We start from the raw sequence: 23,954 nt of genomic DNA on the forward strand, positions 1-23,954 counted from the left end.
CCGCGATCCAGGCGGGGACCTGCAGGTCCGGGCCAGGCCGTCACCGGATCCCGGCACCACCGGGCGTTTCCTCTTCGCACCCCCGCAGCGCATAGTGATGCTGTGGTGATGGCGAGCCCGGAAGGGCGCCGGTCAGGTGAGTGAGAGCCGGCCCCTGCTTCCGCAGGCTCCGGCGCGCACGGCGGCGGAGCGGCCCGAGGCCGCCCGGATGCGGGTGCTCATGCGGCTGGGCGACGAGCACACCGGCGTCGAGATGCTGAGGCTGGCGCTGCACCATGCGGTGGCCGATCTCGGTGGGCTCGGCGGCATGGTCCATCTGCAGCGCGTTCCCGGCGAGAGCGAGCGACTCGATCTGGTGACGGTGAGCGGGCTGCCTCACGAGGTCACGAAGGCGTGGGAGATCGTCGGCCGTCAGGACGAGACCGTCCCTGCGCTTGCCCTGCGCGAGGGCGCTCTGGTGTGGCTTCCGGCGCCCGGCGACGAGGAGGACCCTGATGCCTTCCCCGGCGGCACGGGAATGGCCGCGGTGCCGCTGCCCGCTCCGGGTGGCCCGTTCGGAGTCCTGTCGGTCGTCACCACCGCGCCCGGCCCGCCTTCGACCGCACAGCGCGAGTTCCTGGAAACGGTCGCCGGGTGGGTGTCCGAGCGGCTGCGGAATCCCGGCCTGCCCAAGGCGCGCACGGTAAACCCGGCCTGGTCGGCGGACGAGAAGCAGTGGACCGGGCCGCGGTTCCAGCAGGCGCTGAGGACAGCCCAGGTCGGTACGTGGGACCTGGACCTGCGCACCGGGCGGCTGAGCTGGGACGAGATGACGATGCAGCTCTTCGGCTTCGACCCGGAGACCTTCCACGGGCAGCTCGACACGTTCATCGAGCTGCTGCACCCCGACGACCTGTCGCGGGTGCAGGCCGACCTCCGGGAAGCCGTCGAGAAGCGCGGCTACTCGGTCACGGAGTACCGGGTCTGCCGCCCCGACGGCACCATCCGCTGGGTCGAGGCGCGCGGCCAGGTGCTGCTCGGCGAGGATGGAGAGCCGACGGTCATGGCCGGCACGCTGTGGGACACCACCGACAAGCGGATCGCCATGGACTCCGTGGGGCGCGCCGTGCGGCACATGAGCGACGGGTTCCTGGCGATGGGCGACGACCTGCGGATCGCCTATGTGAACCTGCAGGCCGAGCGCCTCCTCGGCCCCTGGCGGGGCCTCATCGGGAAGCTGCTGTGGGCGCTCCCCGGTATTCCGGTCGCATGGCTGGAGGCCCGCTGCCGGCAGGCCGTCGCCGACCGGATCCCGGTCGGTTTCGATGTCCGGTGGCCGACCGACCAGCGCTGGTACCACATGCGCCTGGTCCCGGTGCCGGACGGACTGACGGTCTACTTCACGGACGTGACCGACAAGCGGCTGGCGGAGGAGCGGCGCACCGCGGCCGAGGGCGCCGCCGCCGAGCGCACCGCGCGCATCGAGCAGCTCAACGCCGCGCTCGCGGAGGCGGTCAGCGTCCAGGACGTGGTGACGGCCGTCGCGGAGCGCGTGCTGCCCCCGTTCCGCGCCAACGGTCTGGTCGTCCAGCTGGTGGAGGGCGACGGCCTGCGGGTCGTTGGAGGCGTCGGGTACGACAGGGAGTTCCTTGGCAGGGTCCCCGACCGGATCGGTCTCAGGGATACGGCGCCGAACAATGACGCCATCCTGGCCGGCGCTCCGCAGTACATCTCCTCGAGGGCGGAGATGCGCCGTCGCTATCCGGTTTTCGCGGAGGCCGCATTCGAAGGCGGGAAGCATGCTTGGGCCTTTCTGCCCCTGATCGTCTCCGGGCAGCCCATCGGCTGCTGTGTGATCTCCTTTCCCCAGCCGCGCCGGTTCGGCGACGAGGACAGAGCCCTGCTGACTGCGCTCAGCGGGCTCGTCGCCCAGGCACTGGAGCGGGCCCGGCTGTACGACGCGGAGCACGTCCGCACCCAGGAGCTGCAGCGCGGCCTGCTGCCCCAGGAACTGCCGTCGCTGCCCGCCGTCACCGTGGCCGCACGCTATCTGCCGGCCACCGAGGGGCTGGACGTGGGCGGCGACTGGTACGACGTGATCCCGCTGTCGGCCGAGCGGGTCTGCCTGGTGATCGGCGACGTGATGGGCCACGGATTGTCCGAGGCCGCCACCATGGGCCGGCTGCGGACCGCCGTCCACACCCTGGCCGGTCTGGAGCTGCCCCCCGACGAGGTGCTGTCCCACCTCAACGACGTGGTCAGCAATCTGGGCGTCGACTTCTACGCCACCTGTCTCTACGCCGTGTACGACCCGGTCGCCCGCGTCTGCACCTTCGGCTGTGCGGGCCACCCGCCCCCGGCCCTCGTCCGTCCTGACGGCAGTGTGCACTTCCCGGCGCTCGCCACGGACCCGCCGCTCGGCGCGGCGACGCCGCCCTTCGAGACCACCGAGGTGACGGTGGAGGACGGCAGCCTTCTGGTCATGTACACCGACGGCCTCGTCGAGTCGGCGCACCGCGACATCGACAGCGGCATGAGCCATCTCTCCCGCCTCCTCGCCACCGCCGCCGGCCCTCCCCCGAGCTCTCGGCTTCGCTCGAGCAGGGGGGACCCCCAGCCCGAAGGGTTCGACCGGCCCGCCGCGTGTCCGCCACGCGGCGCGCCGTACCTGGAGCAGCTGTGCGACACGCTCACCTCGGCTCTCGTCCCCGAACAGCAGCAGACCAGCGACGACACCGCCCTGCTTGTGGCCTGCACGCACGCCCTGCCGGCCGGCGACGTGGCGTCCTGGTGGCTGCCGGAGGCGCCGATAGCCGCAGGCCAGGCGAGGGACCACGTCCGGCAGCAGCTCATCGACTGGCGGCTCGACGGCCTCGTCGACACCACGGAACTGCTCGCCAGCGAACTGGTCGGCAACGTGGTCCGGCATGCGAGGGGCCCCATCCAGCTACGGCTGCTGAAGAGCCGCTCCCTGATCTGCGAGGTCACCGACGGAAGCCCGACCACGCCTCGTATCCGCCGCGCCCGGGACACCGACGAGGGCGGCCGCGGCCTGCAACTGGTAGCCGCGCTCTCGCAGCGCTGGGGCACGCGCTACTTCGCGAAGGGCAAGAGCATCTGGACCGAGCAGCCCCTGCCGTGACCGCTGGACGGTCCTCTCAGCCGTGGTCCTTTCGGCAGCGGTCCCTTCGACCGTGGTCCTTTCGGCAGTCGCAAGTCGTCCTGTCGACTGCAGGTCAGTCCTGTTCGCCGGGCGTCTCCGCCGGTGTCTTGCCCTCCATGACCTGCTGCAGTCGCTGGCTGCCCAGCTGCGCGGCCTGTTCGGTGGCGTCCCGCTCCGCGCCCTGCAGCCCGCCGTTGGTGAGGGTGATGCCGTTCGGACCCATGAGTACGGCCGCGGAGTCGAGGGTGAGAGTGGCGTCCTCGCCCTCCACCTTCGTGGTGAGCTTCGTGTTCAGGCCGATGTGGTCGCCACCCGCGTCCGGCAGCCCGAACTCGATGACCTGCACGGTGGCGTCCGTCTTGTCGGGGCCGACCTTGGCCGTGAACTGGTCGCAGGTCTGCGGCAGTTTCTTCAGCCAGTCCATCTCCTTCTGCACGTCGGCTTGGTCCTTGTACGCCGCGACCTCGTAGTCCAGATACGCCTCGTTCGCGCTGTTGTAGAACACGCGGGAGGCGTCCTCCGACGTCTTGTCGCCCAGCAGATCGCCGTCCTCCAGCCGGTCGAGGAACTTCTGGCAGTCCTTGCTGCCTCCGTCCACCTCGCCCTCGAGCAGCCCGTCGTGGGCGGCGTCCTGATCCGTCTGCTCCCACGGTGAGCCGAGGTCGGAGGCGCCGATCAGCGCGGTGTCCGCCTGTCTTTCGGTGAGCGGTGAGCCCGTCGGGGTCGGTCCCGTGGCGGTCGGTGCGGCGACCACCGAGACGGCGCTGCCGCCAGAGCACGCCGCAGTCGCCATCAGTGCCGCTGCGGCCAGCACCGCCCCCACGCCACGGCCACGGGATACGCAGGCTGCGTGCTTCATCTCGGGTGCCTCCTCGGTGAGCGGTGTCTGCTCCCAACCCACCACCGGCCGCCGGAGCCCACCACCTCTCGGGTCCGTACGGGTGGCACCCGCGGACCCGGAAGGCGCGCCTCGTGCGGTGCGCCGAGCCTCGTATCGCAGGATCCCGGGCATGCTGCCCGGGTTCCTCGCCAAGGCGGTCGAGTTGCTGCTCGGCCGGGAAGGCCGCTCGCTGCATCTCAAGGCGGCGGGCGGCGCGACCGTGGTCCTGGCCGTCACCATGCTCACGGGGTCCTGGGCCGTGGTCGCCGCCGAGCGTGACGCACCGGGAGCGAGCATCACGACGTATCCGAAGGCCCTGTGGTGGTCCGTGGAGACGGCGACGACTGTCGGCTACGGCGACCTGTACCCGGTGACCCTGTGGGGCCGGATCGTCGCCACCGTCGTGATGGCCGTCGGCATCACGACGTACGGGATGGTGACCGCCGCGATCGCCACCTGGTTCGTGGGGCGCGAGCAGAAACGCCAGGGCCATCTCGCGGCGGCGGCCGAGGCGGCCGAACGTGCCGCACACCGCATGTGCGATGAGACCGCCCTGGCCCTGCATGAGCGCTTCGACCGTCTGGAGCGCGCACTGGCCCGGCACGACGGTGGCGCGGACGGGACCGGCTGAGGCCGGGCGCGGAGCGTCCGCCCGGGTGGCATGCCCGTCCTCCCCTTACTCGTCCTCGGTGTCTTCCCTCGGCCGCGACTCCCGCGGCTCCCTCAACTCCCCAGACCCCGCCGAATCTTCCGGCCTGCCCGGCCCTCCCGACCCCTCAGGCGCCGTCTGCTCCGCCTCCCCGAACCGGGCCAGTGCCAGGGCGCCCGCGATGGAGACCACGAAGCCGGCGATGCCCAGCGGCGCGAAACCCGGCCGCGTCGTGTCACCGAGCCACACCACGCCGAACAACCCGGGCCACACGGTCTCGCCGATCACCATCGCCCCAGTCGCCGCGGCGACCGATCCGGACCGCAGGGCCTCGATGAGCAGCAGATATCCGCCGAGCCCGGAGACGACCACGGCGTACGCCGTCGGCGCGGCCAGCACGCCCGTCACCGTGATGTCGTCGGGCAGGAGCCGCACCCCGATCCCGGTCAGCCCGAAGCTCAGCCCCGCGATGCCGCCGAGCACCGCGGCACGGGCGCGGTGGAGGGTTCGGTTCACCACCCAGCCCAGCACCACCAGCCCCACCGATGTCGCCAGCGTCACCCAGCGGAGTCGGGCATCGCCGTCGCTCGTGCCCTCGTGCCCGGCGGCGACGGCCAGCACCGCGAGGCCGCAGCACACCGCGAAGACGGCACCCCACTCCGCAGGCCGCAGCCGTACGCGCAGCACCGCGGCCGCCACGGCCGCGGTGACCGCCAACGACGACGCGATTGCCGCTTCCACCAGGAACAACGGCACCGAACGCAGGGCCACCACCTCGGCCAGGAATCCCATCGTGTCCACAGCGACACCGACCAGGAACGGCCACCGGAACATCGCCCGCACCGGCCCGCCGCCGGTCTCCATGCGCGCCCCCAGGGCCTGCAGCACCGTCGCCACGCCCATGAGAACCGCAGCGCAGAGCGCCAGCAGCACGCCGTATGCCATGTACGCACCGTAATCGCCGTGGCGGCCTGTGCCCCTGTGCACTCACGGTGTGTCACTCCGGTCCCTTGCACTCCGGACCCGGACCGATGAGCCGACCAGGACAGTGACTGCTGACGCCGGCAACCGATACGTTCCTAGGCGTGAGCGCTGAGAAGGCACCCGGGGAACGGGCGATGAGCACGACCTCACCCGGGAAGTCAGCGCCGGGACGGCAGATGTGGCCGCTGTACGCCGCCGGCTTCACCACCGCGTTCGGCGCACACGGCATCGCCGCGAACCTCGGCGGCTTCTCCGACGACGCGGTGACCTCGCTCCTCGTACTGGGCGGGCTGCTCGCCCTGTACGACGGCGCGGAGGTGCTGCTCAAGCCGCTGTTCGGGACGCTCGCCGACCGGATCGGTGCGCGGCCGGTGCTGCTGGGCGGGCTCGTGGCGTTCGCCGCAGCGTCCGCCGCGTACGTGGTGGCGGACTCCCCCGGCTGGCTGTGGGCGGCCCGGCTCGGTCAGGGCGCCGCCGCCTCCGCGTTCTCGCCGTCGGCGTCGGCGCTGGTGGCACGGTTGAACCCGGCGGTCAGACACGGGCGGGCGTTCGGCAGCTACGGCTTCCACAAGTCGATCGGCTACACGCTCGGTCCACTGCTGGGCGGCGTGCTGGTGTGGGCCGGCGGTCTGCGCCTGCTGTTCGCGGTACTGGCCGTGCTGGGCGCGGCGGTCGCCCTCTGGGCGGCGCTGTCCGTGCCGCACGTACCGCCGCTGCCCAAGGCCCGGCAGACACTGCTCGACCTGGCCCGGCGGCTGGCAGATCCGGTCTTCCTGGGGCCGACGGCCGCACTGGCCGGGGCGACGGCCGCGCTGTCGGTGGGCGTGGGGTTCCTGCCGGTGTCCGGCGCCGCGGCGGGGCTCGGCACCGTCGCCACCGGAGCCGCCGTGTCGGTGCTCGCGGCCTGCGCCGCGTTCGTCCAGCCCAGGGCGGGCCGTGCGCTGGACGACGGACGACTCACCGCGCGCGGCGGCCTCACGGCGGGCCTGCTGATCACGGCGGCGGGACTGGGCTGCGCGATGCTGCCCGGGCTGGTGGGCGTGTTGAGCGGCGCCGTCCTGATCGGGGCCGGCACAGGGCTCATCACACCCCTCGGCTTCGCGGCCCTGGCCACCGCCACGCCCACCGAACGGCTCGGCCAGACCATGGGCTCCGCCGAACTCGGCCGGGAACTCGGTGACGCGGGCGGCCCCCTCCTGGTCGCCGCCGTCGCCACGCTGTCCACTCTCGCCTACGGGTACGCGGCCCTCGCGCTGCTCCTCGCGGCCGGTCCGCTGCTGGCCCTCGCAGCGCACCGCAGAGGGCAGGGCCAGGCCCGCGCACGTCGCCGTCCGGGCGGCGGGGGTATACACGGGGCCGACGCGGAGTAGAGCAGGCGTGACGCCGCGCGGGGGAGACGTGAGGCCCTCACCCGGTCGTACCCCTGTCACCCAGGGACGCTACGCTGCCCCACGGCGAGCGCTGATCAGCGCGTGCGCGCACATCACCGCCGCCACAGCCGTCCCAGCCAGTCACCCGCCACCGACCAGCACCGTCACGCCTGCCGTACGCCCGCCCCCTGACCTGCGAGTCCGCGGTCAGCTCCTGATCAGCACTTGGATCCGCACTTCATGTCTTGGTTTGAATCCTTCATCCTCGGACTCGTCCAGGGGCTGACCGAGTTCCTCCCCATCTCATCGAGCGCCCATCTGCGGCTGACCGCGGCCTTCGCCGGCTGGCACGACCCGGGTGCGGCGTTCACGGCCATCACCCAGATCGGCACGGAGACGGCCGTGCTGATCTACTTCCGCAAGGACATCGTGCGGATCGTCTCGGCGTGGTTCCGGTCACTCGCCGACAAGGCCATGCGCAGCGACCACGACGCGCAGATGGGCTGGCTGGTGATCGTCGGTTCGCTGCCGATCGGCGTGCTGGGTGTCGCGTTCAAAGACGAGATCGAGGGCCCGTTCCGCGACCTGCGGCTGATCGCCACCACGCTCATCGTGATGGGCGTCATCCTCGGCATAGCCGACCGTCTCGCGGCACGCGACGAGAACGGCGGCAAGCACCGGGCGGTGAAGGAACGCAAGACGCTCAAGGAACTGGGCGTACGGGACGGCCTGATCTACGGCGTCTGCCAGGCGATGGCGCTGGTCCCCGGCGTCTCCCGGTCCGGTGCCACGATCAGCGGCGGCCTGCTCATGGGCTACAAGCGCGAGGCCGCCGCCCGCTACTCGTTCCTCCTGGCCATCCCCGCGGTGCTCGCCTCCGGAGTCTTCGAACTCAAGGACGCGGCAGAGGGCGGCCATGTCTCGTGGGGCCCGACGATCTTCGCGACGATCATCGCGTTCGTGGCAGGATACGCGGTCATCGCGTGGTTCATGAAGTTCATCTCGACCAAGAGCTTCATGCCCTTCGTGTACTACCGGGTGATCCTCGGGATCGTGCTGTTCGCCCTGGTGGCGACCGGGGTCCTCAGCCCGCACGCGGGCGAGTCGGCCGGCTGATCTCCGCCAGCTCCCTGAGGCCGTCGATCCGCCAGTCCGCCGCCTCGACGACGGCCGGGTCGTCGGCCCAGAAGTGCCCCCACGGTCCGCGGCGGATATGGGCGACGCGCAGCCCGGCCTCCTTGGCGGGGAAGACGTCGTTGGCTGGATGGTCGCCGACGTACATGATCTCCTGCGGTTCGGCCCGGGCCACCTCGAGGACGCGCTCGTAGAACTCCGGGGCCGGCTTCGCCACGCCCCAGTCCCCCGAGGTCACGATGAGATGGACGGGCAGGTCGAGGTCCCGCAGCAGTTCCGCGACGCGAGAGGTCTGGTTCCCGGCGACGATGAGGCGCACGCCGAGCTTGAGGAGCTCGGCGAGGGCGGGCCGGGCGTCAGGGTAGAGGTCGGACTCGTCGAGGTTCTCGCCCTGCCCCGCCGCCTCCCGGGCGTAGTACTCCGCGTCGACGTCGATGCCGGGTCGCACAAGGCGCAGGGCCTCGACACTGTCGCCGCCCCTGGAGACGACGGCCCCCACGAGCGCGGAGAGCGTGTGCCGCGGCACGTCGAGCCAGTCGGCCCACGACGCCCAGTACCGGTCGTCCTTGGTGAGGGTCTCTCCCACATCGAGCACGATGGTGTGAATCATCGCTGGGATCCTACGGCGCCGACGGCCGAACTCCGGCGGGCCACGACGGAGGGCCGGGGTGGCTGCGTCCGAAGGCGTCCCCGGCTACGACCTGAGGTGCCCGAGGAGTTCCTCGTCCGCGGGATACGGCCTCTCCACGGGAAGCAGTTCCGCCGCACCGGACAGGTCGCCTTCGCGCACGCGCGCGTGGACCGCCCTGGCGAGCGGAGTCACGTCCGTGATGCCGACCGTCCACTCGTCCGCGTAACGGTGAGCGGCCTCGCCCGAGAGCCCGAGCTGCAGGGACCGGTACGGCAACGGCCGCAGGTGGAGGTCACGCTCGGGGTCCCACTGCACGCGCGCGTGCGCCTGCTTCAACTGCCGCTTCCACTCGTCGTGGTCGGCGTGGAGTCCGTGGACGTAGTGGGAGAGGCAGGCGTTGCGCAGGGCCCATTCGAAGCCGTCGCGGCTGATCTCCACGGCCAGGACGGTCTCCTGACCCTCCTTCGTGCCCCATCCGCAGCGGTACATCATCCACAGGAACGACGGCTTGATCCACGTCATGCGGTCGCGCTTCCAGGCAGCCGGAAAGCGGCCCTTACGCGCCGCGGGCCGCCCGATCGCCGGGGTGTACGCCTGGTACACGGTGATCGTGGACTCCGTGTGAGCGGCACGTATGCGCTGTCTGGGCTCCTGTTCGATCAACTTCGATTCCTTCTCGATCAGCTTTTCCTCTTCCTTGATCAGATTCGTTTCTTCCACGGTGATCAGGGTGGTGCCCGGCGTCCGGTTACTGCCACTCATTTGTGCGGCATGGTCCCGTAGCCTCGTGCAAACCCCTTGGCGCGGCACGCCGTGTGCTCAAGACTGAGCCGATGACGCAGCGCATGGAACTCGCGACCGTGATGGACCGGCTCGCCATCGATGCACTGATCACCGACTACGCGGTGGCCGTGGACGACGGCGACTGGGCGGCGTACAGAGGGCTGTTCACCCCCGACGGCCGGGCGGACTACCGTTCGGCCGGCGGCATCGAGGGGGACGCCGCGCAGATCGCCGGGTGGCTGGCCGACGCGATGGAGCTCTTCCCGATGCGGCAGCATCTGATCGTCAACCGACGACTGCGGTTCGGGATCCTGGACCACGACACCGGCGACGCCGCGCGTGTGCAGGCCGACTACGTCAATCCGATGCGGTTCGCGGAAGGCAACGGGGCGTCCGCCACGGCGTCCACGGCTCCGGACTTCGTCTGCGGCGGCCGTTACGCGTTCTCGCTCCTGCGGACGGACGGCGGCTGGCGGCTGCGCCAGGTCGTCGTACGGGAGAAGTGGCGCCGCAGCCCGCAGGCACAGGAGGCACCCGCCGTCACCTGAGGCCCCTTGCAGGTCACCTGAGGCCTTTTCCAGGCGGCAGCGCGCCCCAGCCAGGCATGTAGCCAACCGGGCATGTGGCCTCGTACTGACCGTGGGACGCCACCATGCCCCCTGTCCGAGATCGTCCCGGACGCGCACACTGGACGCAGGCACCGGGCTGCGGCGATCTCGGGGGCGGCGCCGGGCTGCAGGGGACCTGGGAGGCGCGGCATGGATGTGCTCGGCGCACACCGTCTCGATGTGCGACGACTCGACGCTCGGCTCGGCGGCAGGCGCGCGTGGCGCGAGCGTCTCGACTCCCCCTGGTGGCGCGGCGCGGCGGCCTTCGTGGCCGGTGGTCTGCCCGCGTTCGCCTTCCCCGCACCGGCGTTGTGGTGGTTCGCATACGTGGCGCTCGTGCCCTGGATCCTGCTGGCGCGCTCGGCCGGTACGGAGCGCCGGGCCGTGCTCGACGGGTGGCTCGGCGGCATCGGCTTCATGCTGGCCGTGCACCACTGGCTGCTGCCCAGCCTTCACGTGTTCACGTTCGTGCTCGCCGCCCTGCTCGGGCTGCTGTGGGCGCCATGGGGCTGGCTGGTGCGGCATGTGCTGGGCGGCCGACCGTCGCTGGGGCGGGTCCTGGCCGCGCTGGTCGCCGTGCCGTCGGGCTGGCTGATGATCGAGCTGGTGCGGTCCTGGCAGGGACTGGGCGGCCCGTGGGGGCTGCTCGGCTCCAGCCAGTGGCAGGTCGCGCCGGCGCTGCGGCTCGCATCGCTGGGCGGGGTGTGGCTGATCAGTCTGGCCCTCGTCGCCGTCAACACTGCGGTGGCGGCGCTGGTTTCGGTGCGTGCGGCGCGGCTTCCGGCGGTGGCCGGGCTGGTCGCCGTTGCGATTGCCGGCTCCGCGGCCTGGATATGGGCGCCGCGGCCCGAGCCGGACGGCAGGACCCGCATCGCCGTCGTGCAGCCGGGCGTCATCAACGGCGTCGGCGGCCCCGAGAAGCGCTTCGCACGCGAGGAGGCCCTCACCCGGACCCTGGCCGGTCAGGACCTGGATCTGGTCGTCTGGGGCGAGAGCAGCGTGGGCTACGACCTCTCCGCCCGCCCCGACCTGGCGCAGCGGATAGCGGCCCTGTCCCAGCAGGTCGGCGCCGACATCCTGGTGAACGTGGACGCCCGCCGCGCCGACCGGCCCGGCATCTACAAGAGCTCGGTCCTCGTCGGACCGGACGGCCCGACCGGCGCACGCTACGACAAGATGCGGCTCGTGCCGTTCGGCGAGTACATACCGGCCCGTTCCTTCCTGGGCTGGGCCACCTCCGTGGGCAAGGCCGCGGGCGAGGACCGTATGCGCGGGACCCGGCAGGTCGTGATGCCGGTGAACGGCGGCCCCACGGTCGGGCCGCTGGTCTGCTTCGAGTCGGCCTTCCCCGACATGAGCCGCGCCCTCACCCGAGACGGTGCGCAGGTGCTGCTCGCCCAGTCGGCGACGTCCACGTTCCAGGACAGCTGGGCCCCGCAGCAGCACGCGTCCCTGGCGGCGATCCGGGCCGCTGAGACGGGCCGCCCGATGGTGCACTCCACGCTCACCGGGGTTTCCGCTGTGTACGGCCCGGGCGGCGAGCGGATCGGCGCCCCGCTCGGCACGAGCGCGAGCGCCGCCGCGGTCTACGAGGTGCCGCTGGCCCGGGGCACGACCCCCTATGTCCGGTTCGGCGACTGGCCCGTGCACACCGCCCTCGCCGTTCTGATCGCGCTGTGCGCCGCCGAGGTCGTACTCGCCCTCAGGCGGCCTCTTCCTCGACGGCACGTACGACCCGCTCGCACAGCTCATGGGTCGCCAGCGCATCCCGCGCGCTGAGCACCTTGCCCGCCCGGGCGCCGTCGAGGAACGCGAGCACGGCCTGCTCGATGCCGCGCTGCCGGGCCACCGGCACCCAGTCGCCGCGCCGCCGGACGCTCGGCTGCCCCTTGTGGTCGACGACCTCGGCGAGGTTGAGGACCTGCCGCTTGGTGTCCTGACCGGAGACCTCGAGGATCTCCTCCGTGGAGCCGCTGAGCCGGTTCATGATGCCGAGCGCGGTGAATCCGTCCCCGCCCAGCTGCAGGACGACGTGGTGCAGCAGCCCCTTCTCGAGGCGGGCCCGTACCCCGAAGTGGTCGATGGGTCCGGGCGCCAGGAAGCGCAGCGTGTCGACGACGTGGATGAAGTCGTCGAGCACGACCGTGCGCGGCCGGGCCGGCAGGCCGATGCGGTTCTTCTGCATCACGATCAGATCGCGCGGGTGCTCGGTGCACTGGGCGTAGCCGGGTGCGAAGCGCCGGTTGAAGCCCACGGCGAGGCTGGTGTTCCGCTCCTCCGCGAGGCCGACGAGCCGCTCGGAGTCCACGAGTTCGTAGGCGAGCGGCTTGTCGACGTAGGTCGCGACGCCCGCCTCGAGGAGGCGCGCGACGATCTCGGGGTGCACCTCCGTCGGCGCGTGCACGAAGGCCGCGTCGAGGTCCTGCGCGAGCAGTGCGTCCAGGTCGGTGTGGCAGCGCTCGGCGGGGATGTGGTGGATGGCGGCGGTCCGCTCGAGCGTCGCCGCCGTACGCGTCTGCAGATGCAGTTCGACGCCCGGCTGCGTGGTGAGCACGGGCAGATACGCCTTCTGCGCGATGTCACCGAGTCCGATGCAGCCGACCTTCACAGGTGTTCTCCTCGCCTGGCGGTTGGGGGCGGAGCCCCGGTGCGGGCCTTCACGTGCGGACCCGTCGGTTACGCACCCGGTCAGGTGCGAACCCGGTCACGTGTTCCGGAAGCATACGGCTGCTGCGGCGGCCGCCAGTCGGCGATGCCGTCGAAGGTGCGCAGGACGAGCCCGGGCCCGAGCCGGGAGACGGCGGACATGAGCGCGGTGCGCATGGCCACACCCGCGCGGCTGTCGACGGCCTGCAGCCGGGCGACCTGGGCGGCCTTGCGGACGATCGCGGAGGTGCGCGGCAGCCGCTCGGCGCTGTAGGCGGCCAGACCGGCGCCCAGTTCGCCGCCGGGTGGTGTGTGGTGGGCGAGCACGATGCCGTCCTCGATGGCCTGGTTGCCGCCCTGGCCGAGGGTGGGTGCCATGGCGTGCGCTGCGTCGCCGATGAGCGCTGTCCTGCCCCGGTGGTAGGCGGGCAGCGGAGTGGCCATGTGGTGGATGTCGTTGCGCAGGACCGGTCCGCCGGACGCCGCGGCGATGATCGCCGGGATCGGGTCGTGCCAGTCGCCGAACCGGCGCAGCAACTCGGTCTGTTCGCCGTCCGGCGCATGGTCGCCGACGGGCGCCGTGGCGGCGGCGTACGCGTAGATCCGGCCGTCCTTGAGCGGCTGCGTGCCCCAGAGCGCGCCGCGGCCCCAGGTCTCGTGCAGCTCGAAGGGCTGCTCGGGGGCGGCGTCGGCCGGGATGAGGAGCCGCCATGCGGTGAGCCCGGTGTACGACGGTCCCGGGTGGGACGGGAAGAGGGCGCCGCGTACAGCCGAGTTGATGCCGTCGGCGCCGACGACGAGGTCGGCCTCCAGGTCCCCGTCCGGCGTGCTGACGACGGCGCGGCGGCCGCCCGCGACACCGGGATCGGCGAGTTCGGCGGGTGCCGCTGTGCGGATGACACCTTCGGGCAGCCGGGAGGCGATGCGGTCGACGAGGGTCGCGCGGTGGAGCAGGACGATCGGGCCGCCGAACCGCTCCCGCGCGGCCTCCGCGCTCGTACGGGAGACCCAGCGGCCGTCGGGCGTGCGCATACCGCCGTCGCCCTGCCAGGCGGCGAGCGCGCGGATCTCGTCTCCGAGGCCGACGACGTCCAGGGCGCGCTGCGCGTTGGGGGCGAGGGCGATCCCCGCCCCGACCGGCTCGAGCGAGGCGGCACGCTCCAGGACGGTGACCTGCCAGCCGCGCTGGTACAGGGCGACCGCGGCGGTGAGCCCGCCGATACCGCTGCCGATGACGATGGCGTGGGACATGGTCATGTCTCCTCCAGGGTGCTCCGGTCGCCACTGACTACACCCGCTGACTACACCTGTAGTGACTTGCTCGCCTCGACCGTACTACATCCGTAGTGAGCGCGATAGGTTGTCGCCATGCCCGTACGCACCGCCGCCCCCGGCTCCCCTCGCGCCGAACTGATCGCCGACACCGCCCTCGCGCTGCTCGCCGCGCGCGGTCTGCGCGGCCTCACGCACCGGGCGGTGGACGAGGCGGCCGGGCTCCCACAGGGCTCGACGTCCAATCTCGCCCGCACCCGTCAGGCGCTCCTCGAGGTGGTCGTACGACGTCAGGCGGAGCGGGAGGCGCAGGTCCTCACGCCCGACGAGTTGCCCGATCCCGCGGCAGGCCTGCAGTCTCTGACCGACGGACTGGCGCTGGCACTGCACCGCTATCTGACGGACCACCGCGATCTGCTGGTCTCCCGGTACGAGTTGGCGCTGGAGGCGACCCGCAGGCCCGAGCTGCGCGCCTTCTACGACGCGACGGGCCGGCAGTTCCGGGACCCGGTCACCGCGCTGCTACGCGCGGCGGGTTCGCCGGATCCGGAGCGCCACACGCTGTCGGTGGTGGCGTGGTGCGACGGACTGCTGTTCTCGTGCGTGGCGGGGTCGTTCCATGCGTCGGTGCCGAGCCTGGAGGAGCTGCGGGCGGGCTTCCGGGAGCTGCTGAAGGGAATGCTGGACGGATAACCGGCGGTCGGGCAACCAGCCGACCGATAAGCGGTGGTCGGACGACCAGCCGTCCGATAACTGGTGGTCGGACAACCGGTGGTCGGATAACTGGTGGTGGTCCAAGGAGCGTTCGGCAAGGATGGCGGCCATGACCACACAGTCCACGCACCGCACCAAGACGCCCACGACCGCAGGTGAGCGCGCCATGCTCGAGGCATGGCTGGAGTTCCACCGCACCACTCTCGCGATGAAGTGCGAAGGGCTCGACGACGAGCAGCTGAGGCGCGCCTCCGTGCCGCCGTCGGACTTGTCGTTGCTCGGGCTCGTCCGGCACATGGCCGACGTCGAACGTGGCTGGTTCCGCAGGGTGCTGGCCAACGAGGAAGCCCCGCCTCTCTACTACAGCGAGGCCGACCTGGACGGAGAGTTCCACCTCACCGAGTCCGACACCCGTGAGGCGGCGTTCCCGGTCTGGCAGGCCGAGATCGAGGCGGCCCGCACGCTGGCGGCGCAGTACGAGCTGGACGATCTGGCCACCGGCAAGCACCGCAGCGGCGAACCGTTCAACCTCCGGTGGATCTACGTGCACATGATCGAGGAGTACGCCCGCCACAACGGCCACGCGGACCTGCTGCGCGAACGCATCGACGGGGCGACAGGCGACTGACGGGCGCGCCAGGCCCCGCCGACGAGATGCACCGGGGGCTGAAGCCACGCCGGCGGCGGGTGGCGAAGAGGTACGGGCGTCGCGTGCACGGCCCATCGGGGAGGGCGGCCCAGGTCACGCGGCGTCACCCATGCGGAGCAACCTCCGCTTGTCCGCTCCCCAAGCGAGGTGGCACACAGCAGAGTTGCGCAGGTGCATCGAACGACGACGACAGCGCTGCTGATGATGATGGCGGCCACCGCGGTCTCGGCGGTCTCCGGCTGCGTGACCGTGGAGCGCCCCTCCGCACCCCGCCTGCAGCCCGCGACGGCCCCTTCGCCCCTCGCCTCACCGGAGCCGGTTACCGGCGAGAAGACCGAGCCCCAGATCGTGCAGGCGCCGGCCCGTGAAGCGCTGGAGCTCATCGAGCCGTCCCGCCGCGCCTCGCCGTCCTCGGGCCCGCACACGTCCGGCGCCGCGTCACCGGAACCGGCGCCCCGCAGCTCCCACCGGGCGCCGTCGGCGCGCCCCAAGACCCCTCGTTTCCGTCCGCGACCCGCGGAGCCCCTGCCGCTGCCTGACCGCCGGTGGGACATGGATTTCTGTGACCTCGGCAGGGAGTACGGCCGCTGGCAACCGGACAGCCCTCAGGAGGCCGCCTGCCGCCACATGTACGGCGGTTGAGCTGCCCCGTGCTCCAACGTGGCTACGGCTCCTGGCGCGGCGGCCCCAGCGGCCCTTCCCGCGAAGGCCCCGCGCCCCCGTCGGCTCCTCCCCCGCCAGCTCCCCCTCCCCCATCGCCCAGCCTGAACTCCAGCCTTCCGATGGCGGCCCGGATGCCGTCCCCGTAGGTGTCGTCCCCCAGCGCACCCACCGCGCCGCGCGCTCGGCTCAGATGGGTGCGCGCCGCCTCCGACCGCCCGAGCTTGATGTAGTCGGCCGCCAGGTTGAGATGCAGCGAGGGATACAGGGCGCGCACCGCAAGGGACTGTTGGTGCCGGGCCAGCCGCCCGTCCGTCAGCTCCTCGGCGGCCGACAGTGCGCGCAGGTCCCAGGCCAGTTCGTCCGCCGGGTCGTCCTGGGTGTCCGCCATGTAGTGGGCGAGGGTGCAGCGGTGGAGCGGGTCGCCGTCCTCGCCGATCTCCGACCAGAGACCGAGGAAGCGGTCACGCGCCTCCACGCGGTCACCTCCCCGATGCAGCATGATCACTTGCCCGATGCGGGTCATCATGGCGTCGTCCGCCGCCTGCTCCTGCTGCTCCGCCACCGCGTCCTCCACGCCCGTACGACGATCGTTCCCACGCATCGCGACGGTATCGGCCGGCGCCGGCAATCCCGGTCAGGCGCGGCGCCTCGGTGGACGGGGGCCGGGCCGGAGACAGGACCGGCCAGCGTCGCAAGTGGGCTGTCGGCCGGGCCGGGCGTCAGCCGAGATCCGGGATCCGCCAGTCGATCGGGTCGTGCCCCTGCGCGGCCACCGCCTCGTTGATCTGCGTGAAGGGACGCGAGCCGAAGAACTTCCGGGCCGAGAGCGGTGAGGGATGCGCTCCCTTCACCACCACGTGCCGCGCCTCGTCGATCAGCGGCAGCTTCTTCTGCGCGTAGTTCCCCCACAGCACGAAGACGGCCGGGTCGGGCCGCTCGGCCACGGCGCGGATCACCGCGTCCGTGAACTTCTCCCAGCCCTTGCCCTTGTGCGAGTTGGCCTCCCCGGCGCGGACCGTCAGCACCGCGTTCAGCAGCAGTACGCCCTGCTGCGCCCACGGCATGAGGTATCCGTTGTCCGGAACGGGGTGACCCAGCTCCTCCTGGATCTCCTTGTAGATGTTGCGCAGCGACGGAGGCGTCCGCACACCGGGCCGGACGGAGAAGCACAGGCCGTGGCCCTGCCCCTCGCCGTGATACGGGTCCTGGCCGAGGATCAGCACCTTGACCTGGTCGTACGGCGTCGCGTTCAGCGCTGCGAAGACCTCTTCACGCGGCGGGTAGACGGGACCCTTCGCACGCTCCTCCTCGACGAAGTCGGCGAGCTCCTTGAAGTAGGGCTTCTGGAGCTCCTCGCCGAGAACGCCGCGCCAGGACTCGGGCAGCATGGCGGTGTCGGTCACGTCAACATCCTCCGTAGTGCGGTCAGTTCGCGACCGCAGGACGTACGGCCGCTTCCACACCGCAGAACCTACCTGCGCCCACTGACAATCGAGGTCGCCCCCCATGATCGACGGGAGCGTGCACGGGAGCTCGTGACCATCACCTCATGATCACGAGCTCCCGGTCAACAGCGGAAAAGAACCGAGGCCCTCGGCTACCAGCTCGTCTTGCGCTGCAGCTCCCACATCATCATGATCGTCGACGGATCCAGGGCGCGCTCGGCGCCGGCGATCTCCTGGCTGGCCGCCACGTACTGCTTGCCCTGCCACAGCGGAAGCAGCCGCGCATCGTCGACGAGGATCTGCTGGGCCCGTTCGAACTGCTTGACGACCGCGCCACGATCGCTCTCCCTGCGGGACTCGGGCAGCAGCTCGTTGGTGATCTCCGGAGTCGAGTACGGCGTGCCGAGCGCGTTCTCCTGACCCACGAACGGAGCGATGAAGTTCTCCGCGTCGGGAAAGTCCGGGAACCAGCCACGGCCGAACACCGGGTACTCGCCCTTGCTGTACCCCTCCACGTACTTCTTCCAGGGGCGGCCCTTGACCGTGACGTCGAACAGGCCGGAGTCGTTCAGCTGCCGCTTGATCTCCTGGAACTCCGGGGCGGTGGCGGAGCCGTAGCGGTCGGTGGTGTACCAGAGGGTCAGCGGAACCTTCTGGGTGATGCCCGCCGCGGTCAGGATGTCCTTGGCCTTCTTGGCGCTGGGCTCGCCGAAGTGGTCGAAGAAGCCGGTCGTGTGCCCGGCGAGCCCGCGGGGCACCATCGAGTACAGCGGTTCGACCGTGTTCTTGTAGATCTTGTTCGCGATGGCGCCACGGTCGATGAGCTGGGCGATCGCCTTACGGACGGCCGGCTTCCGCGCCCATGGGTCCTTGGGGTTGAAGACCAGGTAGCTGATCTCCATGCCGGCGCCCTCGATGAGCTGGAGGTCGTCCGCAGCGGCATGGGTCTGGAGTTCGACGACGTCCTCGGCCGCGAGACCACGCAGGATCACATCGATCTGCTTCTTCTTGAGGGCGTCGAACATCTTGCTCGAGTCCTGGAAGTAGCGGATGGTGACGGCGCTGTTCTTCCGGTCGGCCAGCCCCTTGTAGTTCGCGTTCTTGGCGAGATCCGCCTCCTTGCCGTCCTCGTACGCCTCGAGGGTGTACGGACCCGAGCCGGTGACCTGGCCGTCCTTGCGGAGCGCGTTCGCCGGGTACTCGGCGGGGTCGACGATCGACATGGCAGGGGTGGCCAGGACGAACGGGAAGGTGGTGTCGGGCTTGTTGAGCTCGAAGATGACGTCCCGGTCACCCTGCGTCTCGACGTTGTCGAGGCTGCCGAGCAGACCGGCCGGGCCGCCCGCCAGGTCGATCTTCAGGATCCGGTCGATGGAGTGCTTGACGGCCTTGGCGTCGAGGGTGTCCCCGTTGGAGAACTTCATGCCGGAGCGCAGCGTGCAGCGGTACGTGCGGTTCGAGGCGTCGGTGAACGCACAGCTCTCGGCGGCGTCCGGCTCGGGCTCCGACGCCCCGGAGGGGTAGCTCAGCAGAGTTTGGTAGATGTTCCGGAAGAGTTCCCATGAGCCGTCCCAGGAGGCCGCCGGATCCAGCGTGCTGGGGGCACTGGTCGTTCCCACGACGATCTTCTTCTGGTCCCCGTCGTCGCCGGAGGACACCAGACCACACCCGGCGAGCAGGGATATGGAGGCCGCCGCCGCCACATACCGCAGAGATTTGATCCGGTAGAACACGCGCACGCTCCTCGATCAGCCATGCCATGAGTCGGCAGACCATACCGCAGTGCCCCGCCGGGCCATCCGGGCGTCCCAGCGGGGCACGAGGGGGCGACGTCACAACTGAGGCGTCGCTCCGTTATACGGCCTTTGTGATGCGGTCGTGTTACGCGGCCCTCATCACCCGACGCCGGCGTTCAGGAAGATGCCGCCGTCGATCACGAGGGTCTGTCCGGTGATCCAGCCCGCCTGGTCGGAGGCGAGGAACGCGGCCGCGCCGGCGATGTCCTCGGGCACCCCGAGCCGCCCCAGCGGGTAGGCGGCGGCCGCCTCCGCCTCGCGCCCCTCGTACAGGGCCGTGGCGAACTTGGTCTTCACCACGGCCGGGGCGATCGCGTTGACCCTCACCTTCGGCGCGAACTCGTGCGCCAGCTGCAGGGTCAGGTTCACCATGGCGGCCTTGCTCATGCCGTACGCGCCGATGAAGGGGGACGCGGAGATGCCGGCCACGGAGGCGACGTTGACGATCGCGCCGCCGTTGTCCTTCTGCCAGGCCTTCCAGGTCTGCTGGGCGAAGCCGAGCGCCGAGAGGACGTTGGTTTCGTATACCTTGCGCGCCACGTCGAGGTCGAGCTCGGCCATGGGCCCGAAGACCGGGTTGGTACCGGCGTTGTTCACCAGGTAGTCGACCCGGCCGAAGGCCTCCATGGTGCGCTCGACGGCGGCCGCCTGGTGGGCCACGTCGTGGGCCTTGCCGGCGACGCCGATGACGCGGTCGGCGCCGAGCTTCTCGACGGCCTCCTTCAGCGCCTCCTCGCCGCGGCCGGTGATGCACACCCGGTCGCCGCGGGCTACGAGCGCCTCGGCGATCCCGTAGCCGATGCCGCGGCTGGCACCCGTGATGAGGGCGACCTTGCCGCTGTCCTGCACAGTCATGATCGGTGGCTCTCCGTGGTCAGTTGAGCGGGCCGCCGGCCACGTACAGGACCTGGCCGGAGACGAAGCCGGCCGCCTCGCCAGTGAAGAAGGCGACGGCGTTGGCGATGTCCTCCGGCTCGCCGACGCGCTGCACCGGGATCTGCGAGGCGGCCGCGGTCTTGAACTCCTCGAAGTCCATCTTGACGCGCTCGGCGGTGGCCTTGGTCATCTCGGTGGCGATGAAGCCGGGGGCGACGGCGTTGGCGGTGATGCCGAACTTGCCGAGTTCGATGGCGAGGGTCTTGGTGAGGCCCTGCAGGCCGGCCTTGGCGGCCGAGTAGTTGGCCTGGCCGCGGTTGCCCAGGGCGGAGGAGGAGGACAGGTTGACGATGCGGCCGAAGCCGGCGTCGACCATGTGCTTCTGGCAGGCCTTCGCCATCAGGAAGGAACCGCGCAGGTGCACGTTCATGACGGTGTCCCAGTCGGAGACGCTCATCTTGAACAGCAGGTTGTCGCGGAGCACGCCCGCGTTGTTCACCAGGACCGTCGGGGCGCCGAGCTCCTCGGCGATGCGCGCGACGGCGGCCTCCACCTGGGCCTCGTCGGAGACGTCGCAGCCGACCGCGATGGCCTTGCCGCCGGCGGCGGTGATCTGCTCCACGGTGTCCTTGCACGCGGCCTCGTCGAGGTCGATCACGGCGACGGCGCGGCCCTCGGCGGCCAGTCGTACGGCGGTCGCGGCGCCGATGCCGCGCGCGGCCCCGGTGACCACGGCGACACGCTGCTCGGTGGTGGACATGCTTGGTTCTCCTCGCCCTTGGAAAGCCTTGAGGCCTGGGAGCCCGGAGGCTCGAAAGCCCGGACAGTGCTGGATGCGGCTCCTGACGGTACGCCCATTGGGTGAGCAACCGCTTAGTACCTTCAGCAGACGTGACGCTAGAAGCCCTGGCACTCGGTGTCAACGGCGCCCCGGCCACCTGTGACGGATTACCTCGCCGCTCTGCAGTCGATCAGCGACGCTCAGCGCACCAGCAGGTCGAGCAACCGCTCCACTTCAGCCCCGGGGTCCGCGGTGAGCCCGGTGTGCACCGGGCCCGGCTGTACGACGGTGGAGCGCGGCGCGATCAGCCAGCGGAAGCGCCGTCCTGCGTCGTCGCCCGCGGCCTGGCCGGCCGCCTCGCCTCCGCGGCAGACGCCCTCCACGGCGCGCAGCGCTGCCCGTACGCCGGTGACGTCAGCGTCCGGGTCCAGCGCCGCCAGTTTTCGCTCGTCGAGATGGGTGCGGGCGGCCACGAAGGACTTGGCGCGGCAGTAGACCACGACCCCCGCGTTGAACTGCTCTCCGCGCTCCACGCGCGGTACGACGCGCAGCACCGCGTACTCGAACACGTCCCGGCCGGTCACGTCCGTCATGCCGCCTCGCCCTTCCCTGAGGACGCATTCCGCGAGGACGCGTCGGAGGTGACCCAGCCCGGTGCCGGCGCGCCCGGTCGCTCGGCGGCTGCACCGAGGGTGATCCGCTCGTGCACCGATGCAGCCCGCGGCAGCAGGGCCGACACATACGCGCGGCGCACGTGGTCCGCGCTGTCGAAGCCGGCCTCGCCGGTGAGCCACTCGTCGGGGACGTCGGCGACCACCTCGGTGAGGAGCTCTTCCGTGACGCGCGGGGCGAGTTCGGCGGCCGCGGCCGCGATGTCCGGCCCGAAGGGTGCGAGAGCGTGGTCGGACGCGTCGTAAGGCCTGACGGCCGCGGACCCGGCCGCCGGCCAGTTGTGGTGCCAGATCATGGTCGCGCCGTGGTCGATGAGCCACAGGTCTCCGTGCCACACCAGGAGATTGGGGTTGCGCCACGAGCGGTCCACGTTGCCCACCAGCGCGTCGAACCACACTATGCGCCCGGCTTCGAGCGGATCCACCCGATATGCCAGGGAGTCGAAGCCGATGGAGCCCGACAGATAGTCCATCCCGAGGTTGAGGCCGCCGCTGGACTTCAGCAGCTCCTGTACCTCTGAGTCGGGCTCGCCCAGGCCGAGCACGGGGTCGAGCCGGATGCCCACAAGCGGCGGCACGCGCAGCCCCAGTCGCCGGGCGAGCGTTCCGCAGATCACTTCCGCGACGAGCGTCTTGCGGCCCTGGCCGGCGCCGATGAACTTCATCACGTACGTGCCGAAGGTGCCGCTGCCGCCGTCGGCCTCGACGAGGCCGGGGAGCGATCCGCCCTCCCGCAACGGAGTGATATATCGAATTGCTGTCACTTCTGTGAGCATTGCCCCAGGCTACTGCCGGGCGCATACGCTTTCGATCACCTGCTTGCCGCCACGTCCGGCCGGGGTTGCTCTGCGCCCGAAGAGACAGATGGAACAGTTGAACCACGTGCCACCCCGGCGCGTATGAGATTCGGTAAGAGATCGCAGAACGCCCAGCACCACCATGGAAGGAACCCAGCAATGACCGTTTCGCAGGGGTCTGTCCCCAAGCCGTCCCGCCGGACCGTCGTCGCCGCGGTGGGCGCAGCCGGACTGACCGCCGCGCTGGCCGCGTGCGGCAGCTCGGACGACTCCGAGAGCACGGGGTCCACCGAGTCCACGCCGGCCACCGAGACGTCGGGGTCCTCCTCGGCGGCCGGCGGGGGTGCCGCGGGGACGGTCCTCGCCAAGACCTCGGACATTCCGGTGGGCGGCGGCAAGATCTTCAGTGACGAGAAGGTCGTCGTGACGCAGCCGACCGAGGGCAAGTTCAAGGCCTTCACGAACATCTGCACCCATCAGCAGTGCCCCGTGACGAGCGTGTCCGGCGGCACGATCAACTGCCCTTGTCACAACAGCAAGTTCTCCATCGAGGACGGCAGCGTGAAGCAGGCCCCGGCCACGCAGCCGCTCGCCGCGATGAAGATCGAGGTGTCCGACGAGGAGATCCGGCTGGTTTAGCCGGCCGCGGTCACCGGGCCCTGTCACCGGGCGCGACGGACGCGTTTCCAGGACCCGAGGATGTCGCCGGTCGTCGTGACCGTGGCGACCAGGGCGAGCGTGTTGCGGATCATCGCGGGGGTGTAGTCGGAGGGCACCCCCGCGATGGCGTCGGCCGGCACGACGGCCGTGTAGCCGAGATTGACCGCGTCGAAGACGGCGTTGGGGATCGCGACGTTCGCCGAGACTCCCGTCACGACCAGGGTCCGGCAGCCGAGGTTGCGCAGCAGCGGATCCACGTCGGTCCCGGCGAGGGGCGACAGGCCGTGCAGCCGTCGTACGACGAGGTCCGCCTCGGCCACCTGGACGGGTTCCGCGACGCGAACCGCGCTCGTGCCCGAGAGCTGCTGTACGGGCAGCCGGTCCGCGGCCCGGAAGAGCCGGGCGTTGCTGTTGGCGCCCCGTCCGTCGGGGCGCCGCTCTGCGATGGCGTGCATCACCTGTACGCCGGTCTCGTGGGCGGCGTCGACGAGGCGCCCGATGTTGGCGAGTGCCCCCGACGTACGCGCCTCCCTGGCGAGTTCGGGCAGCGCGCTGTCCGTGCCTACGACGCCCTGCTGGCACTCGACCGTGAGGAGCACGGTGTGCGCGGGGGCGAGGAGTGCACTGAGCTCTGCGTATGACGGCATGGCTTCCCCGGGGTGAGGGCTTTGCTGTGGTCGGCGTCCGGGCGGGCGAGAGTAGCCACCATTGCGTAGGGACGGAAGACGGAACATGCTTCTTTGACTCGATGTCAGGGTCGTCGTCGAGTCGACTCGATGTCTTCGTTCGAGTCGATACTGCAG

24 protein-coding genes are annotated in these 23,954 nt (G+C 71.0%); 10 read left to right on the forward strand and 14 right to left on the reverse strand.

The genetic code is table 11. The annotated features are described in order from the left end of the window. Positions 1–136: 136 nt before the first annotated feature. Positions 137–3,121 (forward strand): SpoIIE family protein phosphatase, encoded by a 2,985-nt coding sequence (locus ABT009_RS09190; RefSeq protein WP_351291194.1) that lies wholly within the window; start codon positions 137–139, stop codon positions 3,119–3,121. Between the two features lie 94 nt (positions 3,122–3,215). Here ABT009_RS09190 and ABT009_RS09195 read toward each other — a convergent pair whose 3' ends face one another. Next, positions 3,216–4,001 carry a hypothetical protein gene (locus ABT009_RS09195; protein WP_351291196.1) on the reverse strand — a complete coding sequence of 262 codons (786 nt, stop codon included), beginning with the start codon at positions 3,999–4,001 and terminating at the stop codon, positions 3,216–3,218. 151 nt (positions 4,002–4,152) lie between these two features. On the opposite strand from ABT009_RS09195, the gene ABT009_RS09200 reads away from it, so the two are divergent. Continuing rightward, positions 4,153–4,653, forward strand: a complete 501-nt coding sequence (locus ABT009_RS09200; RefSeq protein WP_351291198.1) for a potassium channel family protein — start codon at positions 4,153–4,155, stop codon at positions 4,651–4,653. Positions 4,654–4,698: 45 nt separating this feature from the next. Here the strand turns inward: ABT009_RS09200 and ABT009_RS09205 are convergent, their stop codons facing one another. Continuing rightward, positions 4,699–5,616, reverse strand: coding sequence for a DMT family protein (locus ABT009_RS09205; protein WP_351291199.1), 918 nt, complete (start codon positions 5,614–5,616; stop codon positions 4,699–4,701). 215 nt (positions 5,617–5,831) lie between these two features. On the opposite strand from ABT009_RS09205, the gene ABT009_RS09210 reads away from it, so the two are divergent. Together ABT009_RS09210 and ABT009_RS09215 are read left to right on the forward strand one after the other, a co-directional pair. Beyond that, positions 5,832–7,025, forward strand: a complete 1,194-nt coding sequence (locus tag ABT009_RS09210) for an MFS transporter (protein ID WP_351291349.1) — start codon at positions 5,832–5,834, stop codon at positions 7,023–7,025. A 240-nt stretch (positions 7,026–7,265) separates the two neighbouring features. After that, on the forward strand, positions 7,266–8,141 hold the full coding sequence (locus ABT009_RS09215) for an undecaprenyl-diphosphate phosphatase (RefSeq protein ID WP_351291201.1): 876 nt from the start codon (positions 7,266–7,268) through the stop codon (positions 8,139–8,141). On the opposite strand, the gene ABT009_RS09220 is transcribed toward ABT009_RS09215, so the two are convergent. Then, positions 8,110–8,769, reverse strand: a complete 660-nt coding sequence (locus ABT009_RS09220; protein WP_351291203.1) for an HAD family hydrolase — start codon at positions 8,767–8,769, stop codon at positions 8,110–8,112. The genes ABT009_RS09215 and ABT009_RS09220 overlap by 32 nt on opposite strands. An 84-nt stretch (positions 8,770–8,853) precedes the next feature. Beyond that, a complete protein-coding gene (locus tag ABT009_RS09225) occupies positions 8,854–9,552 on the reverse strand; it encodes a DUF4291 domain-containing protein (protein ID WP_351291205.1) in 699 nt (232 codons plus the stop codon). A 71-nt stretch (positions 9,553–9,623) separates the two neighbouring features. Between ABT009_RS09225 and ABT009_RS09230 the strand changes: the two genes are divergently transcribed. Together ABT009_RS09230 and lnt are read left to right on the forward strand one after the other, a co-directional pair. After that, positions 9,624–10,121, forward strand: coding sequence for a nuclear transport factor 2 family protein (locus ABT009_RS09230; RefSeq protein WP_351291207.1), 498 nt, complete (start codon positions 9,624–9,626; stop codon positions 10,119–10,121). 210 nt (positions 10,122–10,331) lie between these two features. Beyond that, positions 10,332–11,960, forward strand: a complete 1,629-nt coding sequence (gene lnt / locus ABT009_RS09235; protein ID WP_351291209.1) for an apolipoprotein N-acyltransferase — start codon at positions 10,332–10,334, stop codon at positions 11,958–11,960. On the opposite strand, the gene ABT009_RS09240 is transcribed toward lnt, so the two are convergent. Together ABT009_RS09240 and ABT009_RS09245 are read right to left on the reverse strand one after the other, a co-directional pair. Then, a complete protein-coding gene (locus tag ABT009_RS09240; protein WP_351291211.1) occupies positions 11,884–12,789 on the reverse strand; it encodes a Gfo/Idh/MocA family protein in 906 nt (301 codons plus the stop codon). The two genes, lnt and ABT009_RS09240, sit on opposite strands and share 77 nt — an antisense overlap. A gap of 80 nt (positions 12,790–12,869) precedes the next feature. Further along, positions 12,870–14,084, reverse strand: coding sequence for an FAD-dependent monooxygenase (locus tag ABT009_RS09245; protein ID WP_351291213.1), 1,215 nt, complete (start codon positions 14,082–14,084; stop codon positions 12,870–12,872). 111 nt (positions 14,085–14,195) lie between these two features. On the opposite strand from ABT009_RS09245, the gene ABT009_RS09250 reads away from it, so the two are divergent. The 3 genes from ABT009_RS09250 to ABT009_RS09260 all read left to right on the forward strand — a co-directional run bounded on the left by ABT009_RS09250 (position 14,196) and on the right by ABT009_RS09260 (position 16,104). Continuing rightward, on the forward strand, positions 14,196–14,792 hold the full coding sequence (locus ABT009_RS09250; RefSeq protein WP_351291215.1) for a TetR/AcrR family transcriptional regulator: 597 nt from the start codon (positions 14,196–14,198) through the stop codon (positions 14,790–14,792). Between the two features lie 130 nt (positions 14,793–14,922). Beyond that, positions 14,923–15,441, forward strand: coding sequence for a DinB family protein (locus ABT009_RS09255; RefSeq protein WP_351291217.1), 519 nt, complete (start codon positions 14,923–14,925; stop codon positions 15,439–15,441). Positions 15,442–15,633: 192 nt separating this feature from the next. Then, positions 15,634–16,104, forward strand: a complete 471-nt coding sequence (locus tag ABT009_RS09260; protein ID WP_351291219.1) for a hypothetical protein — start codon at positions 15,634–15,636, stop codon at positions 16,102–16,104. Positions 16,105–16,126: 22 nt separating this feature from the next. Here the strand turns inward: ABT009_RS09260 and ABT009_RS09265 are convergent, their stop codons facing one another. From ABT009_RS09265 to ABT009_RS09295, 7 genes are all read right to left on the reverse strand, one after another. After that, on the reverse strand, positions 16,127–16,726 hold the full coding sequence (locus ABT009_RS09265; RefSeq protein WP_351291221.1) for a hypothetical protein: 600 nt from the start codon (positions 16,724–16,726) through the stop codon (positions 16,127–16,129). A 118-nt stretch (positions 16,727–16,844) separates the two neighbouring features. After that, on the reverse strand, positions 16,845–17,528 hold the full coding sequence (gene ung, locus ABT009_RS09270; protein ID WP_351291223.1) for a uracil-DNA glycosylase: 684 nt from the start codon (positions 17,526–17,528) through the stop codon (positions 16,845–16,847). A 194-nt stretch (positions 17,529–17,722) separates the two neighbouring features. Then, positions 17,723–19,303: an ABC transporter substrate-binding protein gene (locus ABT009_RS09275; RefSeq protein WP_351291225.1), complete on the reverse strand. Its 1,581-nt coding sequence runs from the start codon at positions 19,301–19,303 to the stop codon at positions 17,723–17,725. A gap of 162 nt (positions 19,304–19,465) precedes the next feature. Beyond that, a complete protein-coding gene (locus ABT009_RS09280; protein WP_351291227.1) occupies positions 19,466–20,221 on the reverse strand; it encodes an SDR family oxidoreductase in 756 nt (251 codons plus the stop codon). 19 nt (positions 20,222–20,240) lie between these two features. Then, entirely contained in the window at positions 20,241–21,002 is a 762-nt protein-coding gene (gene fabG, locus ABT009_RS09285; protein ID WP_351291229.1) for a 3-oxoacyl-ACP reductase FabG, read from the reverse strand. Between the two features lie 221 nt (positions 21,003–21,223). Further along, complete coding sequence (locus tag ABT009_RS09290; RefSeq protein ID WP_351291351.1) at positions 21,224–21,607, reverse strand: DUF3037 domain-containing protein; 384 nt, start codon at positions 21,605–21,607, stop codon at positions 21,224–21,226. 5 nt (positions 21,608–21,612) lie between these two features. Next, positions 21,613–22,470 carry a HipA family kinase gene (locus tag ABT009_RS09295; protein WP_351291231.1) on the reverse strand — a complete coding sequence of 286 codons (858 nt, stop codon included), beginning with the start codon at positions 22,468–22,470 and terminating at the stop codon, positions 21,613–21,615. 180 nt (positions 22,471–22,650) lie between these two features. Between ABT009_RS09295 and ABT009_RS09300 the strand changes: the two genes are divergently transcribed. Next, entirely contained in the window at positions 22,651–23,130 is a 480-nt protein-coding gene (locus tag ABT009_RS09300) for a Rieske (2Fe-2S) protein (protein ID WP_351291233.1), read from the forward strand. A 23-nt stretch (positions 23,131–23,153) separates the two neighbouring features. Here ABT009_RS09300 and ABT009_RS09305 read toward each other — a convergent pair whose 3' ends face one another. Then, positions 23,154–23,798 (reverse strand): cysteine hydrolase family protein, encoded by a 645-nt coding sequence (locus tag ABT009_RS09305; RefSeq protein ID WP_351291235.1) that lies wholly within the window; start codon positions 23,796–23,798, stop codon positions 23,154–23,156. Positions 23,799–23,954 lie beyond the last annotated feature (156 nt).

The organism is Streptomyces sp. NPDC002896, assembly GCF_040295225.1.
In the GTDB taxonomy this organism is placed as follows: domain Bacteria; phylum Actinomycetota; class Actinomycetes; order Streptomycetales; family Streptomycetaceae; genus Streptomyces.

Coding starts and splice junctions, on each gene's coding strand:
- ABT009_RS09200 (WP_351291198.1), top strand. CDS start 4,153: ATGCTGCCCGGGTTCCTCGCCAAGGCGGTCGAGTTGCTGCTCGGCCGG.
- ABT009_RS09210 (WP_351291349.1), top strand. CDS start 5,832: ATGTGGCCGCTGTACGCCGCCGGCTTCACCACCGCGTTCGGCGCACAC.
- ABT009_RS09255 (WP_351291217.1), top strand. CDS start 14,923: ATGACCACACAGTCCACGCACCGCACCAAGACGCCCACGACCGCAGGT.
- ABT009_RS09215 (WP_351291201.1), top strand. CDS start 7,266: ATGTCTTGGTTTGAATCCTTCATCCTCGGACTCGTCCAGGGGCTGACC.
- ABT009_RS09280 (WP_351291227.1), bottom strand. CDS start 20,221: ATGACTGTGCAGGACAGCGGCAAGGTCGCCCTCATCACGGGTGCCAGC.
- ABT009_RS09245 (WP_351291213.1), bottom strand. CDS start 14,084: ATGACCATGTCCCACGCCATCGTCATCGGCAGCGGTATCGGCGGGCTC.
- ABT009_RS09300 (WP_351291233.1), top strand. CDS start 22,651: ATGACCGTTTCGCAGGGGTCTGTCCCCAAGCCGTCCCGCCGGACCGTC.
- ABT009_RS09295 (WP_351291231.1), bottom strand. CDS start 22,470: ATGCTCACAGAAGTGACAGCAATTCGATATATCACTCCGTTGCGGGAG.
- ABT009_RS09250 (WP_351291215.1), top strand. CDS start 14,196: ATGCCCGTACGCACCGCCGCCCCCGGCTCCCCTCGCGCCGAACTGATC.
- ABT009_RS09305 (WP_351291235.1), bottom strand. CDS start 23,798: ATGCCGTCATACGCAGAGCTCAGTGCACTCCTCGCCCCCGCGCACACC.
- ABT009_RS09265 (WP_351291221.1), bottom strand. CDS start 16,726: ATGCGTGGGAACGATCGTCGTACGGGCGTGGAGGACGCGGTGGCGGAG.
- ABT009_RS09205 (WP_351291199.1), bottom strand. CDS start 5,616: ATGGCATACGGCGTGCTGCTGGCGCTCTGCGCTGCGGTTCTCATGGGC.
- lnt (WP_351291209.1), top strand. CDS start 10,332: ATGGATGTGCTCGGCGCACACCGTCTCGATGTGCGACGACTCGACGCT.
- ABT009_RS09220 (WP_351291203.1), bottom strand. CDS start 8,769: ATGATTCACACCATCGTGCTCGATGTGGGAGAGACCCTCACCAAGGAC.
- ABT009_RS09195 (WP_351291196.1), bottom strand. CDS start 4,001: ATGAAGCACGCAGCCTGCGTATCCCGTGGCCGTGGCGTGGGGGCGGTG.
- ABT009_RS09230 (WP_351291207.1), top strand. CDS start 9,624: ATGACGCAGCGCATGGAACTCGCGACCGTGATGGACCGGCTCGCCATC.
- ABT009_RS09225 (WP_351291205.1), bottom strand. CDS start 9,552: ATGAGTGGCAGTAACCGGACGCCGGGCACCACCCTGATCACCGTGGAA.
- fabG (WP_351291229.1), bottom strand. CDS start 21,002: ATGTCCACCACCGAGCAGCGTGTCGCCGTGGTCACCGGGGCCGCGCGC.